Below are 18175 nucleotides of genomic sequence, written 5' to 3'. Positions count from 1 at the left end.
AAGATAATTTGATGATTTTTAATTCTTGAAACCGTCGCATCTACGTGTCCTTTCCTAAGCTGAGATGGTTTGATATATGGTGAATCCCAAAAATCGTAATTAGCCTTAGTTTCTGCCCATGTACCACTAGCTTTAGGTACAGTGGATGTTGGTTTATCACTTAAGTTAGAAACAATTTTCATGAATCTATTTGTTCTTCTTGCATCTCCCAATTGAGTCTTTTATAATTCTTCCCTTACCCATTGATTGATCATTTTAATCTCATTCCTGGGAGATCGCCCGATCGTTTAACATCACAGATGTTGATTTTTGTCAAATTTATTGTTAAGAAAGATGTTTATAAAGCATAGTTTTTTAAGGGGGGTTAGGGGGGGATCTGTCTTAAGTGAACAGTATTGGGTTATATAAGAAGATAGAGATGAATACAGGACGATGCAATCGGATTTGATATTATTTGTTAGTTGGCAGTTGTTAGTTCCCACCAATGCCCAATGCTCAATGCTCAATGCCCAATGCCCTGTTTGGCCAATGCCCTGTTTGGCCAATTCCCAATTCCCAATTACATCAAAATTGCGGAAGATTCCGGCTTGCTGGCGTGACAAATACGATTTTTGCCTTCGGTTTTGGCTTGATAAAGGGCGCTGTCAGCGCTGCGAATTAGGATGTCGGGAGATTGCTGGGCAGAAGGAATCGCTGTGGCAATTCCGCAACTGACGGTAACGTAGGAGCCGATCGACGATCGCGCGTGGGGCAGTTGCAAGCTGGCAATGCGATCGCAAATTTTCCGGGCGACAATGTTTGCCCCTTCGGCGCTGGTGTTGGGCAGCACTATGGCAAATTCTTCGCCGCCGTAGCGGGCAGGCAAATCCCCAGCCCGCTTGGTACAAGAGGCGATCGCCTTAGCAACTTGGCGCAAACAATCGTCGCCGCCGAGGTGTCCGTAAAAGTCGTTATAAAGTTTAAAAAAGTCGATGTCAAACATAATTAAAGACACTGGCAGTTCCTCTCTTGCCAATCTGCGCCACTCTAACATCAAAACGCGATCGAACTGGCGGCGGTTGGCAATGCCCGTCAGTCCGTCAGTAGTGGCCAGTTCCTGCAATTTTTGATTGGCTATTGCTAGCTGGCGGTAAAGTTGAGATTGTTCGATCGCGATCGCCACTTGATTCGCCAAGTGCTGTAAAAAATCTATTTCCCACTGCTGCCATTCCCTCGTCTCGCTGCAATTGTATGCTGTCAGCATTCCCCACAAATTATTGCGATTTTCTCTCTCTAAATCCGGCGCACTTTTTCCCTGCACGTGCGGTTTGCCAACAGCCGGCAGCGAGAGATAATTTTCGGCTGCATATTGATTTTTTTCTGCATCCCAAATACTACCTTCTAGTCTTTGGTTTGCCGTTTCCCAGTCGCCCGATTGCCAAATTGGCACGCTTAAAACTGCTGCAATTTCACAATCTGCCAGCAATTCTTTGCAACTCCCAGACAATGCGGCCGCGTTCACATCTGCTATTGCTTGTACCGACTGGGATTCGAGCAAGAAAAAGCATGAAACTGCCAAAGCAGCATTAATATTTTGGTTTTCAATATAACCGTCTGGTAAACCGTCACCTGCGACGATCGCACCTTTTTGCTCTTCCCCGTCAAATTGAGACGCCCAATCCTGACAGCGATAAATTAAAACCCGGTCTGTGTTGAGAAATTGGCGCACTTCTGCTACGGTACTTTGAAGAATGCTTGCCGCGTCTATTGACGATCGAATATGTTCGATCATTTGTCCCAACAGCCGCTCTCGGATCGCCTGCTGTCGCAATTGTTCTTCGACTTGCTGGCGTTCGATCGCGTAATGGATTGCTCGCACCAGCAGAGTTCTCTGAAATCTTCCCTTTACCAAACAATCTTGAGCGCCCGATCGCAATACCGACAGCGCCGTATTCTCATCATTGCTATCCGTCAGCACCACAACTGGCACTGTGGGCGATCGGGCTTTCAAAACGGCGAGATCCTCGCTTCCCCCCAAGCCGTCTGACACTGACAAGTCTAATAGTACGGCGTCAAACTTTTCTGCTTCCAGACACGCCAGTCCCCTCTCCAGAGATGTAACAGTTTGGAGGCGAAACACAGCCTCGCTGAATGACCCTAAAAGATCTTCGATCAGCGTTGCATCTGCGAGGTCATCCTCAACCAACAAAATTTTCAGACATTGGTTACGTGTTAACACAACTATAGCGTTTGGAGCGGGTTTAAGGAAACTTTCTTGTTTTGAGAGCGATACTGGCGATCGGCACTAAACAACAATAATATCTTCTAGCGGCGGGTTGAACCCGGATTTTTTCTAGCCGGCAGTGGAGCACTGCTCTCACCCACCCTCCCCATCAGCCTGTTTATTTGTACATACCTACTGATTTGCGTTTGCGATCGAGCCAATATGTCGGTCTATCAAATTCAGTTTACACTCAAACTATCGATCTAGCCATCAATTAAAGCTTACAGATCCGCAGGCGGGAGCGAAACGATTTCAAACCAATACTGGCATAAAGTCTTCATTACTTCCACCAATCCTTGAAAAGTGACTGGTTTAGATATGAAAGAATTCGCACCCAAGCGGTAGCAAAGCAAGATATCTCCGCTGCGGTGCGACGTTGTGAGAATCACCACCGGAATTTGTTGAAACTGGGGGTCAGATCTGATCGAAGTTAGTGCTTCTCGCCCGTCAAGCCTCGGCATATTCAGATCCAAAAGTATCAGGTCTGGTCGATGCCAATTGCTGCCACCAGCATATTGACGGCGACGGTACAAATAGTCTAGCACTTGTTCTCCATTTTCCACAAATTCGCTTCTGATTGGTAATCGAACTTCTCGCAGTGCTTCCTCCACCAAAAAGCGCGTGTCCTCGTCATCGTTTGCTATTAAAATAGTAAATTTTTTCTTTTCATTTTTCTTTGGATAATTCACGGCTTGGCCTCACGACTAACTGATTTTGTGAGGTAGCGGGACTTGAAGCGGTTTGCGATCGCCTGCAAAGCATCTGTTGCCACGACGATCTGGCAAATCTGGCCCATAACACTGAATTTGTGTTGCAGCAATTGGCGGTTTTGCATAATTCGCAAATGTTTGTCACTAATCTTTGTTTCACTTGGCAGTCTCTGGGAGAACCGGCAAACGGCAAAGACATCAGAAATGCTTGTCCGGAAATTCCTACTAAAACTACTGTATCCCAAAGCCAGGTGCTCTGGATACAGTTGAAACAAACTGACAAGTCTGGCGCACACCGCTGATTTTTAAGTTGTATAGGGAGCGAGCTAATATCTTTATACTGAATGATTTTTAGCTTGATGTCATCAGTGAATATGCTAAAATTTATGAGTATTTGTATAAAAAAATGATAAATATATTTAGAGTTTAAGCAAATGACTGCTCACCGATCCAAGCAGAATGCTGATTTCAATGTGTAACAGGAACAGAAAAATAAAAAGTCGAGCCTCGACCAGGTGATGATTCTACCCAAAGCCGGCCGCCATGCCGATCGACAATTCTCTGACAAATCGCTAAACCGATACCTGTTCCCGAATACTCTTTTTGGGTGTGCAAGCGCTGAAAAATCTGAAAAATTCGTGGATGGTGCTGTTCGGGAATGCCAATACCGTTGTCCTGCACCGCAAACACCCAGTTATCCCCCTGAAGCGAAGCGCCCACCTGTACCACCGGCGCCTCGCTGCTACGGTATTTAATGGCATTGCCAATTAAATTTTGAAACAGTTGCAACAGTTGAAAACAGTCACCTCTTACCATTGGCAAATCGCCCCTAGTTACAGTAGCTTGATGCTTGCGGATTGCCAACTGCAAATTAGCGCAAGCATCCTCAAAAACCTGATTGCAATTTATCAGCTCAAAAGGTTTTTGACTGCGACCGACTCGCGAATACTCCAGCAAGTCATCAATCAGCGCCTGCATCCGCACGCAAGAATTAACAATATTGCCGACAAATTTATTCCCCTGGGCATCAAGTTGGTTTTGATAACGCCGTTCTAATAGTTGAGCGTAGCCTGCAATCGTGCCCAAAGGTGCTTGCAAATCGTGAGAAGCCACGTAGGCAAACTGTTCTAATTCGGCATTAGAACGAGTCAGTTCTTCAGCATAACGGGTTTGAGTTTCTAAACTTGCTTGCAGCAATTCTTGTACCAGCTTGCGCTCGGAAACATCCTCGATCGCACAAATCAAATATTGCGCGGTTCCCTCAGCATCGCGCATTACCGAAACAGTAACATTCGCCCAGCGCACTTCCCGATCTTTGCAGATCAAACGCTTTTCCCGAGAAAAAGTTTGAATTTCCCCGCATAACAGCAACCGCACGTATTCTCTGCCAGCTTCGATGTCATCAGGGTGAGTAATTGCCTGCCAATCAAGCTGCAACAATTCCGATTCTGCATAGCGGACAATTTGGCAAAAGCCGGGATTTACTCGCAAAAATTCACCTGAAAGTGTGGTTTTAGCGATGCCCACTGCTGCTTGCTCAAATATCGCGCGGAAACGTTCTTCACTTTCTCGCAGGGCAATTTCTCCTCGTTTGCGATCGGTGATATTGCGAAATGTGACTGCCAGACCGTCGTTTAATTTGACCGCAACAATGTGCAGCCAAGCACTTGTCTCTGAATTGTGTTCGTAATAAAATTCTTGGTCTAAAATTTCTCCGGTTTCTACGACAGAAACGTACAAATCAAATAACCCATTATTGCGAATTTCGGGAATTTCTGCCAACAAATGATTGCCAACTATCGCATTTAATGGCCGACCAGAAATATTGTTGGCAGCAGGGTTGACTAACAGCCACAGGAAATCTACAATCTTTCCCTGACTGTTGCGGACGGCAGAATAAGCCACCACACCGTCTAAGGAACTATTTAAGACGCTAGCAAGCAGCGACTGCGACTGTTGCAGTTCAGTGTTTTGCTCTTTTAGTTGCTGTTGCAGTTTTTGCAAGCAGACTTGCTTGTCGATGCGCGCTAAAACTTCTTCTACTTGAAATGGCTTGAGAATATAGTCGGCGCCGCCCACTCGAAAAGCTTGTAATTTATCATTAATCTCATCTAATACACTTAAAAAAATCACCGGAATTTGTTCAGTTTCCGGTGTAGCTTTCAGTCTCCGACAAACTTCATAACCGTTCATTTCCGGCATTCTGATGTCGAGCAAAATTAAATCGGGGCAATGGGCGATCGCAGCCTTCAACGCCAGTTTACCGCAAATAGCTCGACAAACTTGATACCCCTGGGCAGTTAGCAGCTCGGATAAGAACCGCAGATTGCTCGGTTGGTCGTCAACCACCAATACTTTAATTTCACTATGCTCCATTTATTTTAAAATAGATTGAGTTAAATCCATTATCCTATCGAGTCGGTAATCTGCCAGCAAATCTTTTAAAGCCTCAGCTAACGTTGGATGAGTTTCCGAAATGCGATCGACAATTTGAATCGCCAGCTCTTCATCAACATCATTAACTGCGTCGTAGAGTTCCTGCACCCAACTTCGAGGCATCTGGGCGAGCAGCGGCGAGAAAAATGAATCTGGTTTTTCGCTCACAAAATAACGCCGTAAAGCCCCGACAGGGAGCGCGGGCAATTCTTGATAGATATAGCGCACTCCCAAGTAAGAAGCGATCTTATCAAAGAGCATTTGCTCTTGAAAAGGTTTCCGCACAAAATCGTCGCAACCTGCGGCAAGAATTTCGCCTTTTTTTTCCTCAAAGGTGCTAGCAGTCAGAGCAATAATTACAGTTCGACGCTCAGATGGTTTCTCTTTAGCTCTAATTTGTCTGACGGCCTCAAAACCGTCCATTACAGGCATTCGCGTATCCAGCCAAATTAAATCAGGGTGCCAACTTTCCCAAAGTTCAAGAGCTTGGAAGCCGTTTTCCGCTTCTCGGACTTCAAAACCAATTGGTTGCAGCATTTTCACCAGCAGCAGCCGATTTTCTTGATTGTCGTCAACTGCTAAAATCCGATAAATCGGTTGATCTGGTTGTAGTGCGATCGCCCGCTGCGATGTCGCCACTGTTATTTCAGATGAAGTAGCGGGAAATACTCGGATATTAAATTTAAAAATGGTTCCCTCACCTAAAACACTTTCTACCTCAATATCTCCGCCCATGATCTCTACATATTTTTTAGTGATTGTCAAACCCAATCCCGTACCGTCAGCCGCTTGTTTGCCAGCTTCTGTTTGCACGAAAGCCTCAAATAACTTGTCAATTTCTGCTGTTGCTATGCCAACTCCCGTGTCTTCAACTTCAAACAAAATAAAATAGCAATCGTCCGAAGTAGAATTAGGATAAACCTCCGATTTTGCGGGCTGGTGGTTGGCTTGCACAGCGCGCAGCCAAATACTGCCGCAGTTTGGTGTAAATTTTAGGGCATTTCCCAGCAAATTAATTAAACATACGCGCAGCTTTTTTTCATCAGTTTTGATGTATTGGGGAACATTCGGCTGCACGGAAAATCTTAGTTGCAAATTTTTGGTTTCAGCTTTGATTTGAAACATCTCTTCGAGAGTGTCGAGGAGTTGATAAAGGTCAAAGCTGCGTTCATCTAAGCCAATGATCCCGGCTTCTATTTTGGACAAGTCTAAAACATCGTTAATTAATTCCAGCAAATGTTGACCGCTGCGGTTGATAATTCGGAGATTTTCAATATTTTCGTGGCTGAGTAAAGAGTCGCGGCTCATGACTTGGGTAAAACCCAGGATGGCGTTCAGGGGAGTCCGCAATTCGTGGCTCATGTTGGCAACGAATTGACTTTTTGCTAGGGATGCAGCGGCTGCGGCTTCTTCGGCTTTTTTGCGTTCTATTATTTCTTGTTGCAGTTCGGTATTGCGATCGATCAATTGTTTTTTCAGTCTTTGGATGGTCAGTTGATGTTCGATTCTCGCTAAAACTTCTGCTACATGAAACGGTTTGGTTATAAAATCTACTCCTCCTACTTTAAAGGCGGTTACTTTGTCTAATACTTCATCTAAAGCGCTAATAAAAATAACTGGAATTTCTGATGTTTTCGGATCGACCTTGAGCTGCGTGCAGACTTCATAGCCGTCCATTTCCGGCATTTTTATGTCGAGCAAAATCAAGTCTGGAGAACCTGAACGCGCGGCTCTGATTGCCATTTTGCCGTTGATTACGCCCCGGACTTTGTAGCCGCGATCCGACAGCGTTGCTGATAAAACTTGCAAATTTTCGGGAGTGTCGTCAACAATTAATATGTTGCCTTTATTATTTTCTGTTTTATTGGTGGTCATCGATGGTATTTTTTGTTAAATTGATAATTGCTGAAATTATGAAAACCGATTAAATCGTCATTATAGCACTCGCTCCAGCATCAACTACTTCTATATTTACAGAACTTACCTACAAAAAAACGATAAACCGGTTTTTTCAACCAAGATAGAGAGCCTTCAACAGTTGACAGTTGACCGCTTGACAGTTGACAGTTTGAGAGCGACCTCTACCTATAAAGAAGAGGATTGGAGTAATGAATAGTCTGATTTTAATTTCTCCCTCGAAGGCGGGCGGGCTTTCAACCAATTCTTTCTGGTAATACGATTTTAGATGGGGAATGAATGATTCCATCAGGGTTGGGAGTGCTGGCAAAGCAGTTGCTTTTTTTGTGTAACTGGTATAACGAGATATTTTCGTTATAAAACCCAGTTTCTTCGTCCACCTTTATACTGATTTAAATAATCATCAAAGATAGTTTAGCCGATCGCCCACGAGCAAGTTTAGCAATAGTCGATCGACCTCAACCATCAATAATCCTGAGCCCGCCCCTCTCCTCTCCCCTCTCCCTTCCCCCCTCTTCCTGATGACTGATGACTAATGACTGATGACTGATGACTAATGACTTCTTCCTTCTTCCCTCAAACATTTCTAAATTCCTCAATCAAATCAATAATCCGATCGCACCGGAAGTTATTCGCCAAATCGGCGATCGCGCTGCGGTAAGGAGCATCAACAGGAGGAATCGACAACAGCAGCCGAAAAATCTCCTCGTTATCAACCGAATCCGCCGCCTCGTACAACTCATCAACCCATTGGGGAGGCATAGCTTCAAAAAATGAAGAATTCAGCGCAACAGGCAAAGGAGCCGTCACAGTCGGCGCCGAAACGTCACCACCAGCCACAGCATCAGAACTTAGCGAAGCTTCTCGATCGTAAACATAGCGGACACCCAGATACTTAGCCATCTTTTCCAGAATGACTTGTTCCCGAAAAGGCTTCGCGACAAAATCATCGCACCCAGCAGACAAAATCACTGATCGCTCTTCATCAAAAGCACTCGCCGTCAGAGCAATAATCACCGTTGCTTGACCCTTCAAATGCGCTTTAATCTGTTTAGTAGCTTCGTAGCCATCCATCACCGGCATCCGCATATCCATCCAAATCAAATGAGGTTCCCAACTCGACCACATGGACAAAGCTTCAACGCCATTTTCAGCCTGCCGCACAGTAAAACCGAGACATGACAGCATTCTCACCAGCAACAAACGGCTTTCCAGGCGATCGTCCACAGCTAAAATGCGGTATTCCGGCTGTCCGGGTTCCAGGCCCACAACGCGACGAGTTGTTTGAGCCACCTGAATTTCCACTTCATTAGGGAGCGAAACTTTAACATCAAATCTAAAAATGCTGCCGTTACCGACGCTGCTTGTCACCGTCATTTCTCCTCCCATTAACTCAACGAACTGTTTGCTGATCGGCAAGCCTAAACCAGTTCCTTCATGAGCTTTTTTCCCGCTTTCTGTCTGAGCAAAAGGCTTAAACAAACTATCCATTTCTTGGGCAGAAATTCCCGCCCCCGTGTCTTCCACTTCAAAGAGCAAGCAGCAATTTGCGATCCTCTTCGAGGGCTGCGCTAACGGCGGAATCTCTTCGTTATTTCTATTTGACAACAGCTCATGTTTGATTCTCAAGTTGACACCACCTTCCGCCGTAAACTTGATCGCATTTCCCACCACATTAATTAATACTTGACGCAACTTACTTTCATCTGTTTCTACATATTGAGGGAGGTTGGGCGCAGCATCACAAATTAACTGCAACCCTTTTTTTTCGGCTTGCAGCTTCAGCATATCTTCAGTATTTTCTAGCATTCTGTGCAAGTCGAAGGTGCTGTTATTGAGTGTCACCAGCCCGACTTCGATTTTTGACATTTGCAGAATATTGTTGATCAGATCGAGCAAATGTTCCCCGCTGCGGCTAATAATTCCTAAATATTGCTGTTGGTCACTACCGAAGGCTGCGTCGCGCGCCAGCAGTTGAGTGAAACCGAGAATCGCGTTGAGGGGAGTTCGCAATTCGTGGCTCATATTCGATAAAAATTCACTTTTCGCCCTGTTCGCTCTGTCGGCTTCTTCTTTGGCTTTTTGCAGCGATATTTCTGCTTGTTTGCGCTCAGTAATATCGCTGGCAGTGCCTGTGGTGCCGGTGATATTTCCTGCTGCATCCAATCGCGCGATCGCCTTTGTATTGACATCTATCTGCCTGCCGTCTTTCCCTAATACTATACTTTCGTACTGAAACACAGCATCTCCCGTCAGCAAGCGCTGCTGAAGTTCTCGGTTCCGGTCTATCTGTGCTGGTGCTAAGAAATCGCTAAAAGAATAGCCGAGCATTTCTTCCGGGTCATAACCGTAGATTTGTTTGACAGCTTGGTTGACAAAAGTCAGGTGTCCTTGGGCATCGCAAGACCAGATAATATCTTGGGAAGTTTCAACTAAATGACGGTATTTTTCTTCGCTTTCTGCTAATGCTATTTCCGCCAGTTTGCGGGCAGTAATGTCCATCAAAGTTGTGAAGAGTTTAGTCACTTGCCCTTGTTGGTTGACAACTACTTCTCCTCTGGATTCGATGTAGCGGATCGAGCCGCCTTCACTTGTCTGTGACGGGCAATTATCCGCAGCAATTGTCGATTCCGGGCGGAGGATGCGATATTCCAAACTGTAGGATTGCCCGCTAGCAATAGTAGCGTCGATCGCAGTTTGCCATTTTTCGCGATCGTCCGGATGCACGTATTGTGCAAATTCACTTAGTGTTGGCGCAGCCTCGGTTGCATCGAGATCGAAAATATGAGATAATTCTTCCGACCAAGTAGTTGTATTGGCAGAAAAATCGCATTCCCAATTGCCGACGCGGGCGATTCTCTGCGCTGCGGCTAAAGATGCAGCTAGAGCCCGGAGTTTTTCTTCTGCCAATTTGCGATCGCTAATATCTTGAATCACCGAAATCACGCAGGTTTCGCCGTGAATGTCAATGATTTCAGCAGACACCAGCCCGGTTCTGAGTTCCCCAGTTTTAGTGCGCCAATCAAATTCGTAGTTACGAACAATTTTTTGTTCGTCTAACATTGCAAACAACTTGGCGCGGGCTTGTGTACTTTCCCAAAGATTCAAATCAAGCGCCGTGCGATCGATAATTTCTGCTATCGAATAACCAATTGTCTGACAAAAAGCCTCATTGACTTCTAAATAACGACCGTCTTTAAGTCTGGCAATAGTAATCGGGTTGGGAGAAGAACGAAAAGCTTTAGCAAACTTTTCCTCAGACAAGCTCAGTTGTGCAGTCCGCTCCTCAACTAAAGTTTCCAATTCTTGATTCAGCTTTTGGAGTTGAGCATTTTGTTCCCCTAATTGCTTCTCCATAAAATAGCTGTTGACCGCTTCTTTTAAGGTCAACTTCAAATCTTCTGACTGCCAAGGCTTAGATATGTAGCGGTACAATTTAGCATATTTAATAGTATTCGCCACAGCTTCGAGGTCTGCTTGCCCCGTCAGCATGATTTTGATGGTTTTTGGTGAAATTATGTGAATCTGCTTCAGTAATTCGTCCCCTTTGATATTGGGCATCAGGTAGTCGGAAATCACAGCCACGATTTCGCAACCCTCTTCCAGCAATTCATCTATCAACTCTAAAGCCTCTTCGCCGCCTTCGGCTGTTTCTAATAAATGTTCTTCTCCCAAGGCTTTTTTTAACTCAATCTTCAAACTTTCAAGGATGATCGGTTCGTCATCCACGCAAATAATCACAGGTTTATTGTTCATATTTTTGCTAAACCAGATTTTATAGTTTCTACTAATTCTTGACCGTCCCACGGCTTGTACAAACAGCGGTGCAAGTTTGCCTGCTCTTTCACCCGTTGTATTGCTATTTCATCAGCTTGCCCGGTCAGCATAACTTTCACAATATTGGGATATTTTTGGTGAACCCGGATCAAAAATTCATCTCCTTTAAGACCCGGCATCAACCAGTCAGATACTATGACCAAAATATCGCTTTCCTCTTCTCCTTGAATTTCCTCAATAATTTCGAGAGCTTCATCGGCATTTTCTGCTACTTCATAGAGGTAATCATCACCAAATTCTTTTTTCAGTTGAATCTTCAAACTGTTTAAGATTACAACTTCATCGTCAACACACAAAATTACTGGTTTTGGCATAAAATTTTACTCTTTTTTGATTTTAAAATTAACGGGCAGATTGAGCCAAATTTTAATTATTGGTCTCAGTGATTTCGATAGGCAAGGATACAGTAAATTTGGTTTGACCAGGCACGCTTTCTACTTGCAGTTTACCTTGGTGTTTTTTAATGATTTTATGAACGATATCCAATCCCAAGCCGCTGCCTTCTCCAGGAGGTTTAGTAGTGAAAAATGGCTCAAAAATTCTAGGCATAATCTCTGGAGGAATGCCGGGGCCGCTGTCGGTAATACTGACTGATATTGCGTTATCTTGGTGTTTGACCTCAATTTTTAACATTCCTTTGTTGCCCATCGCTTGTAAAGCATTATGAAGCAAATTTGTCCAAACTTGATTTAGTTCATCAGGATAGCATAGCATAGAGGGTAAATCATTACCATAATTCCTGACGACTTCCACACCATGTTTGATTTGGTAGTGGTAAAGCGTTAAAACAGTATCAATCCCGTCGGTAATATTGGCGATCGCCTTGGAACCCGACTGGTCGTAACGAGAATAGCTTTTCAAGGCAAAAACAATTTTGGCTGCCCTATCTGTCGCAGTAACAATATTTTTAGTGCTTTTTTGTACCGTAGCAAATTCGTAAGCGGTTTGTAAAATATTTGGACTTGCGCTGTCTTTCAACAAAGGTAAAAAACGTTCTAAATTATTGCAAATACCAATATCTAACAAGGTACAAGCAAGGCTGTCAGCGTCGTCAATTTTTTCTGATTCTAATTGCCGCTGCAAAAGTTTTTTCAACTGACGTTTTTCTTTACTAGATAAGTTGTCTGTTTCCTTACTTGAGTTGTACAGCAGGGCAAAGAAATCCTGCTGCCGTTCCGGGGATAGTTGCTTGAAAAATATCGGTAACTGGTGCAATTGTTCGGCCCAGAAGTCGGCGATGTTCTGCACCGAAGAGCGAATCGCCCCTAAAGGAGAATTGATTTCGTGGGCAACTCCGGCAATTAACTGTCCGAGGGCTGCCATTTTTTCTGATTGAATCAGCTCTTGTTGAGTGCGCTTCAGTTCTTCTAGGGTATGAGCTAATTCTACATTTTTTTTGCACAGCGCTGACTCTGCTAGTTTGCGGGCGCTGATGTTGCGGGCAACCCAAATCACTGCATCTTTTGAGAACAGAGAAATACAGGCGGAAAACCAAATTTCGCGATCGCCAACTGTTAAACTGTAGTCGAAATTGAGGGTTTGTTGCGTCTCTAACACTTGCTGAACTAGCATCCACCAATCATCGGGGTTGTCGTCGTCAAAAAAATGTTCGACCGTCAGGCTGACTAGATCGCAATCCGGCTCATAAACTGCCGCCGTATTAGTCGGCAAAACCTCTATGTTTCCATGAATATTTAGTACGAGAACGATGTCTGTCATCGCTTCAAAAACTGCACGAACTTTGGTTTCAGAAAAGTGTAATTTTTCTTCTAGCAATTTGCGATCGCTAATTTCTTGCTGTAATTCTTGGTTGCTGGCTCCTAGTTGAACCGTGCGTTCTCGAACTCGCTGCTCCAGTTCGGTGTTGAGGCGGCGGACTTCAGCTTCAGCGGTGGCGCGGTCTTGTATTTCCTTCTTTAACTGACTGTTCGTGTTAATTAATTCTAAAGTACGCAGCTTAATTTGCTCTTCTAGATTTTCATTTAATAACCGCAACTGTTCCTCTATTTCGGTTCTGCGAAGCGCTTCTTTTTGCAATTGTTCGTTCACTTTTTTTAACTCCAGGATATTTTCGGCAACTGTTTCCTGCAAAAGCTCGACATTCGCGTGCATTTCTACCGGATCTAAGGCGTGCAGCAGGCTACTTTGGGTGACAATTCCGGCTAAATATCCTCCCTCGTCCACCACCACCAAGCGCCGGATGTGGTGATCCTGCATGAACTGGTGAGCCTCCCACAATGTGGCTTTTGCCTGCAACGGCATCAGGGGAAAACTCATCGCGGCGGCGGCGCGAGTGCCAGCGAAATCGAGTCCGGTAGCTTGGAATTTAACAATGTCCCGTTCTGTAATTATGCCCACTGGTTTCTGATTTTTGTTGTCGCACTCATTGCAAATGACTATGCAGCTTTTGCGCTCAGTTGCCATCTGTTTTGCCACTTCTAAAACTGAGGTGTTAGTTGAGGCAATTCTTACTTCTGCGGTCATAATTTCTTCGGCGCGCCGCATTTGCAGCAAGTCGCCCGGTTTCAGGATTTGACGGATGCTTTCTCCGGTGATGGCGCCCAGCAAGTTTCCGCTGTTGTCTGTAACGGGCAAGTGACGGATTTTTGCCGATCGCAATATACTCAATATTCTGAAGATATTCCCCGCTTTATCAAGGGAAATCGCGATCGGCTTTTCAGTCATTACCTCAGCAATTATCAGCCCTGCTAGCGGTATTTCGCTCGCAGTTATTTTCACAACATCGCGCTCCGTAAAAATTCCGATCAGTTGCCGCTCAAACGCGATTAAAATGCAACTAGCCCTCGCCTGAGTCATGGCGGCGATCGCGACTTTCAAGGGTGTATCTGGAGGCAGTACCGGCGGTTTGCGGTCGATCGCCTCTTCTAAGAAGCTTTGGCTATCAAAAACTGTTATTGACATGGGCAAATCAAGGGGGAGATGCAGGTGGAACCGGCAATTAATGCCATTTTAGCTTTGAGCTTTGACAATGACTGCACCCTGACCGCGATCGAAGTCTGACATCCGTCTAAAGTTGTATTTTTGGTCGCGCCTCGGTATAATTTTGGGGAGCATCTCAGTTTTGTAAAAAACATTTTTTTTCTTTGAGTGCTGTCCCGGCTCGCGAGTTATAGAATACGCGAGCCGGGACAGCACTATAAAAGCAAAAATGAGATGCTCCCTAATTTTTATTGTAATAGCGCTAAACGGCGATCGGAATTGACACGATAAAGCTCGTTTGACCGATCGCAGATGTTACTTCTATCTTACCCGAATGTTTTTCGACAATTTTCTTAACAATATCCAGTCCCAAGCCGCTGCCTTCTCCAGCGGGTTTTGTGGTAAAGAACGGTTCAAATATGCGCGGCAAAATTTCCGGGGGAATTCCTGTGCCGTTATCCGTAACGCCCACCAACAGGATCTGATTTTCTACTCTGACATCTAATGTTAAAATTCCGCAATTGTTCATTGCTTGCAGGGCGTTGTGAATCAGATTTGTCCAAACTTGATTGAGTTCGTCTGGATAGCACAGCAATTCAGGCACTCCATCTTCATAATTCCTGACAACTTCTACTCCGTGTTTGAGTTGGTTATAATAAAGAGTTAATATAGTTTCAATTCCCTCAGTAATATTAGCAATTACCTTTTCTCCCGTAGAGTTAGAGCGAGAATATGCTTTTAAAGCAAAAACTACTTTTGCAGCTCTATCTGTAGCTGTGATAATAGTATTCGTACTTCTTTGCAAAGCAGTAAATTGATAGGCTTGCTGTAAAACATCCGAGCTAGTGGGGTCTTGCAGCAAAGGCAAAATTGATTCGATATTGTCGTAAATGCCGATATCAACTAAAGTGTCTGCTACTGTTTCTGGATTTGCCACAGAATTGTTTGATAGCTGCTGAATCAAAGCTCTTTTAAACTGGCGTTTTTCTCGGTTGGAAAAGAGCATCGTCCGCGACTGGTATTTGGGGAGCAGCGTCAATAAATCCGAGTAACCTTCTGGGGACATTTTGTGGAAAAAATCCGCGATTTGGGCCAGATTTTGATTGAAAAAATCGGCTAAATTCTCGACAGACGATCGAATCGCACCCAGGGGAGTATTGATTTCGTGAGCCACACCAGCAACTAGCTGTCCCAATGCTGCCATTTTTTCGGATTGAATGAGTTCTCGTTGCGTTGCTTGCAGGTGTTGCAGGGCTTCCGAGAGTTCTCTGGTGCGATCGGCTACTTGCATTTCCAAGGTTCTGTTGTACTCTGCTACCAGTTTCTCAGCTTGTTTGCGATCGGTGATATCGCTGAAAGCAGTAATCGCATAGACAATATTGTTTTTGTTGTCAAAAATAGGTTGCGAGTGCATTTCCAAAGGCACAATCTTCCCGGATCTGCGGACTTCTAAATTATCGGCGATCGCACTTTCGCCATTGAGAGCTCGCCAAGCCGGCAGTTGTTGTTCAGAACAGGGGCTTTCCTTTCCTGATATATAAATTTCAGAAGCTGATATCAACTCTTCACCTGTAGCTGACGGCGCCAAAATTCGATCCAGCAACCGCTGTCCAGTTTCATTGATGTAGGATACCTTACCCTGGGGATTATGTACCGTTATTCCCACAGGTAAAGCTTCTAAAAACTGCGTCAACTTGCTCTGACTTTCCCGCACTTCTGCGTAAAGTTTAGCGTTAGCAATAGAAACAGCAGCCTGCGTCGATAACAGTTGCAAAACCTCTACCCTGTCATCAGTAAAAGCACTCGTAGTGAGATTGTTCTCTAAATAAACCATCCCAATTAATTGACCTTGATTCAGCAAGGGCGCGCACAATATAGATTGAGAATTATGTCTGACAATATACGGATCGCGCGTAAATCTTCCTTTGTTAGCTGCGTCACTTTCTACAACATTTTGTTTCCTACGAGCGACATAATTAATAATGGAAACAGGCAGGCACTTTTCAGCAGGAACCGACTGCAAAACATCCACGCGATCGCCATCTAATTTTCCCGAAGCTTCTACCAAAAACTTACCTCGGCTTTCCAAAATCAAAAAACCATTTTCTGCCCCCGCATTTTGCAGCATAATTCTCATCAACTTCGCCAGTAACTTGTCCAGCACAATCTCGCTAGCGATCGCACCAAAGGCTTTCATCACTGCCGCCAAATCAAAAGTTTGGCCCGAATCGTGGCTGCTGGAAATATTAGTAACTGTAGCGCTGTCGCTGGCAATGCTAGTTGACACTGGAATTCTGATTAAAAATTGGGGATAGTGTGTTTCCAAATCCTCAACTTTAGCTTGAGCTCCCCAGTGAGTGTAACCATAGTGAGCATCAGCCAAATAAACTCGTGCAATCTTCTCTTTTCCCCAACCGATATAGAACTTAGCTGCAAGTTCGTTAGCGAGAGCTTCTTCGTTAAGATATTCGTTTTGCTTCGCCAAACCAATCGCGCGATCGTACTCCTCCATTGCCTGAAAATTATCGCCCAAAACCCGATATTTCTCAGCCTCAACCAGATGAAATTTGTGCAAGTGATTCATGGGGGCGCGTGCAGCCCATGTCTGCATTTTCTTTTGGTTTTCTCCTACTCTTTCGAGCAGCATCTCTCTCTCCAATACATCCGCCTCAGAACAAGCAGCTAGTGCAGCCAAAGAATCATAAAAATGAAACACCGGCACAGTTAAAAAACCAGTTCCTCCCATTAAACCTTGTCTAAATTTACCTGCATTTTCCAGTGCTTGGCACAAATCCCCGAATAAATAACACAGTATTAGCTTGTGCAAATAAAAGTAATGTATTCCCGTGCGATCGTTCGCTTTCGCCAGCAACGGTAGCAGATGCTCTTCTTCGCAAGCTGTCCCCGATAAATTGCAAGGATTCTCTGCTTCACCCAGCAAGTTAAGCACCGCTTGATGAAATATTTGATTGCACTGCAAGTTGATTGATTGCTTGAGTTGAGCCAGCAGGTTGCTAGATTCAGCAATTTCGACTTTTAGATTTGTAAGTTCTTGCCCTACCAAATAAGCATATTGAGATTTTTGTTTGGCACAATAAGCGACAAACTCAAAATCTCCATTTTTGAGCGCACTTTGATAGCTTTCTCGGAACATTGGCAGGGTTTCCCTGACATGATATTTGCTGTGAGCGATACAAGCTGCTACTATATATAATATTTTCCCTTTGAGGTTTTTTGCATTGAACATTGATGCTAAGTTTAAAGCCAATTCCCCTAACTTATTTGCCGATTCAATGTCTTGAGATTCGTAGTTCATAACTACGCCCCAAGCTGCGTAGAAAAAGGCAGAAAGCGGTGAATTTTCAGGTAGTCCCCTGAAGGAAAGGATCGACCGAATAAAACTGAATTCAAAGAAAAGTAGGCATTTAGAGTTGTAAATTAGCATTGTAATGATGGACAAACCGCCAAATTGCAGCAATATGATTTTCTAATTTTTTAGAGAAGGCTAAGCTCTTTCTTACCAGTCGAGAAACTCCTTGTCGAATAGTACAGTTGAAGCGCTCGATATAGCTAGTCAAACCACTATCTTTATCTACACGGCGTGATGACGTTTGCTGGGTAATACAGAATCATAAGCACAAAACGTGGTCGGTAGTACACCAACAATTTCCCTAGTCTCGGCGTCCAATGCCAGCCAGACCCACTGCTGATTTCCTTTACTATCAACGAATGACCATAACTCATCCATCTGAACATTCAAGCGCTTTTTTTCCTTGGGAGTCACTTCCACTTGCTTCTTAACAGCAGCCGCTTGGCTATTAACGTATCGCTGCACTGTATCTTCTGACACTTGTAGTACCCGAGCAATTCCCGCCTGAGAAATACGTTCAAGTAGCATCCGTGACATTAATTCCTTTTGTTCTTTTGTAATAGGTTTCCATGCCGGATTTAAAACAAATTGACGACCACATTCTCGGCATTTATAATGAAAGTTTATGATGCCGAGTTTTACCGTTCCGACTAACTTCTTTTGAGCCACAATTAGGGCAACAATTAATTTCTAATGTCATAT

General features: G+C 44.3%; 11 protein-coding genes and 1 pseudogene. 1 reads left to right on the top strand and 11 read right to left on the bottom strand.

What is annotated here, in order from left to right; all coding sequences use genetic code 11:
* The 3 genes from JGK20_RS21490 to JGK20_RS21480 all read right to left on the bottom strand — a co-directional run.
* Nucleotides 1-182, bottom strand: a 182-nt coding sequence (locus JGK20_RS21490; RefSeq protein ID WP_293186057.1) for a transposase DNA-binding-containing protein, incomplete at its 3' end; no start/stop codon positions are given.
* Between the two features lie 377 nt (nt 183-559).
* Entirely contained in the window at nt 560-2218 is a 1659-nt protein-coding gene (locus JGK20_RS21485) for a diguanylate cyclase (protein WP_293186056.1), read from the bottom strand.
* A 266-nt stretch (nt 2219-2484) separates the two neighbouring features.
* On the bottom strand, nt 2485-2952 hold the full coding sequence (locus tag JGK20_RS21480) for a response regulator (protein ID WP_293186054.1): 468 nt from the start codon (nt 2950-2952) through the stop codon (nt 2485-2487).
* Nucleotides 2953-3107: 155 nt separating this feature from the next.
* On the opposite strand from JGK20_RS21480, the gene JGK20_RS21475 reads away from it, so the two are divergent.
* Nucleotides 3108-3275, top strand: coding sequence for a hypothetical protein (locus tag JGK20_RS21475; protein ID WP_293186052.1), 168 nt, complete (start codon nt 3108-3110; stop codon nt 3273-3275).
* A 166-nt stretch (nt 3276-3441) separates the two neighbouring features.
* Here JGK20_RS21475 and JGK20_RS21470 read toward each other — a convergent pair whose 3' ends face one another.
* The 8 genes and pseudogenes from JGK20_RS21470 to JGK20_RS21435 all read right to left on the bottom strand — a co-directional run bounded on the left by JGK20_RS21470 (nt 3442) and on the right by JGK20_RS21435 (nt 18142).
* On the bottom strand, nt 3442-5349 hold the full coding sequence (locus JGK20_RS21470; protein ID WP_293197053.1) for an ATP-binding protein: 1908 nt from the start codon (nt 5347-5349) through the stop codon (nt 3442-3444).
* Nucleotides 5350-7284 (bottom strand): response regulator, encoded by a 1935-nt coding sequence (locus JGK20_RS21465; protein WP_293232075.1) that lies wholly within the window; start codon nt 7282-7284, stop codon nt 5350-5352.
* Nucleotides 7285-7902: 618 nt separating this feature from the next.
* Nucleotides 7903-11082 carry a PAS domain S-box protein gene (locus tag JGK20_RS21460; protein WP_293232073.1) on the bottom strand — a complete coding sequence of 1060 codons (3180 nt, stop codon included), beginning with the start codon at nt 11080-11082 and terminating at the stop codon, nt 7903-7905.
* Nucleotides 11079-11477 carry a response regulator gene (locus JGK20_RS21455; protein WP_293186045.1) on the bottom strand — a complete coding sequence of 133 codons (399 nt, stop codon included), beginning with the start codon at nt 11475-11477 and terminating at the stop codon, nt 11079-11081. The genes JGK20_RS21460 and JGK20_RS21455 overlap by 4 nt, the downstream gene beginning before the upstream one ends.
* Before the next feature lie 52 nt (nt 11478-11529).
* On the bottom strand, nt 11530-14085 hold the full coding sequence (locus JGK20_RS21450) for a CBS domain-containing protein (protein WP_293232071.1): 2556 nt from the start codon (nt 14083-14085) through the stop codon (nt 11530-11532).
* Nucleotides 14086-14365: 280 nt separating this feature from the next.
* Nucleotides 14366-17419 (bottom strand): ATP-binding protein, encoded by a 3054-nt coding sequence (locus JGK20_RS21445; protein ID WP_293208324.1) that lies wholly within the window; start codon nt 17417-17419, stop codon nt 14366-14368.
* Nucleotides 17420-17528: 109 nt separating this feature from the next.
* A pseudogene (locus tag JGK20_RS21440) lies at nt 17529-17678 on the bottom strand (IS1 family transposase); the annotation flags it as partial.
* A gap of 17 nt (nt 17679-17695) precedes the next feature.
* A complete protein-coding gene (locus JGK20_RS21435; RefSeq protein ID WP_293232069.1) occupies nt 17696-18142 on the bottom strand; it encodes an IS1 family transposase in 447 nt (148 codons plus the stop codon).
* Nucleotides 18143-18175 lie beyond the last annotated feature (33 nt).

The sequence above is a fragment of the Microcoleus sp. PH2017_05_CCC_O_A genome, from assembly GCF_020738785.1.
Taxonomy (GTDB): Bacteria; Cyanobacteriota; Cyanobacteriia; order Cyanobacteriales; family Microcoleaceae; genus Microcoleus.
This window is presented reverse-complemented; position numbering and strand designations above follow the sequence as displayed.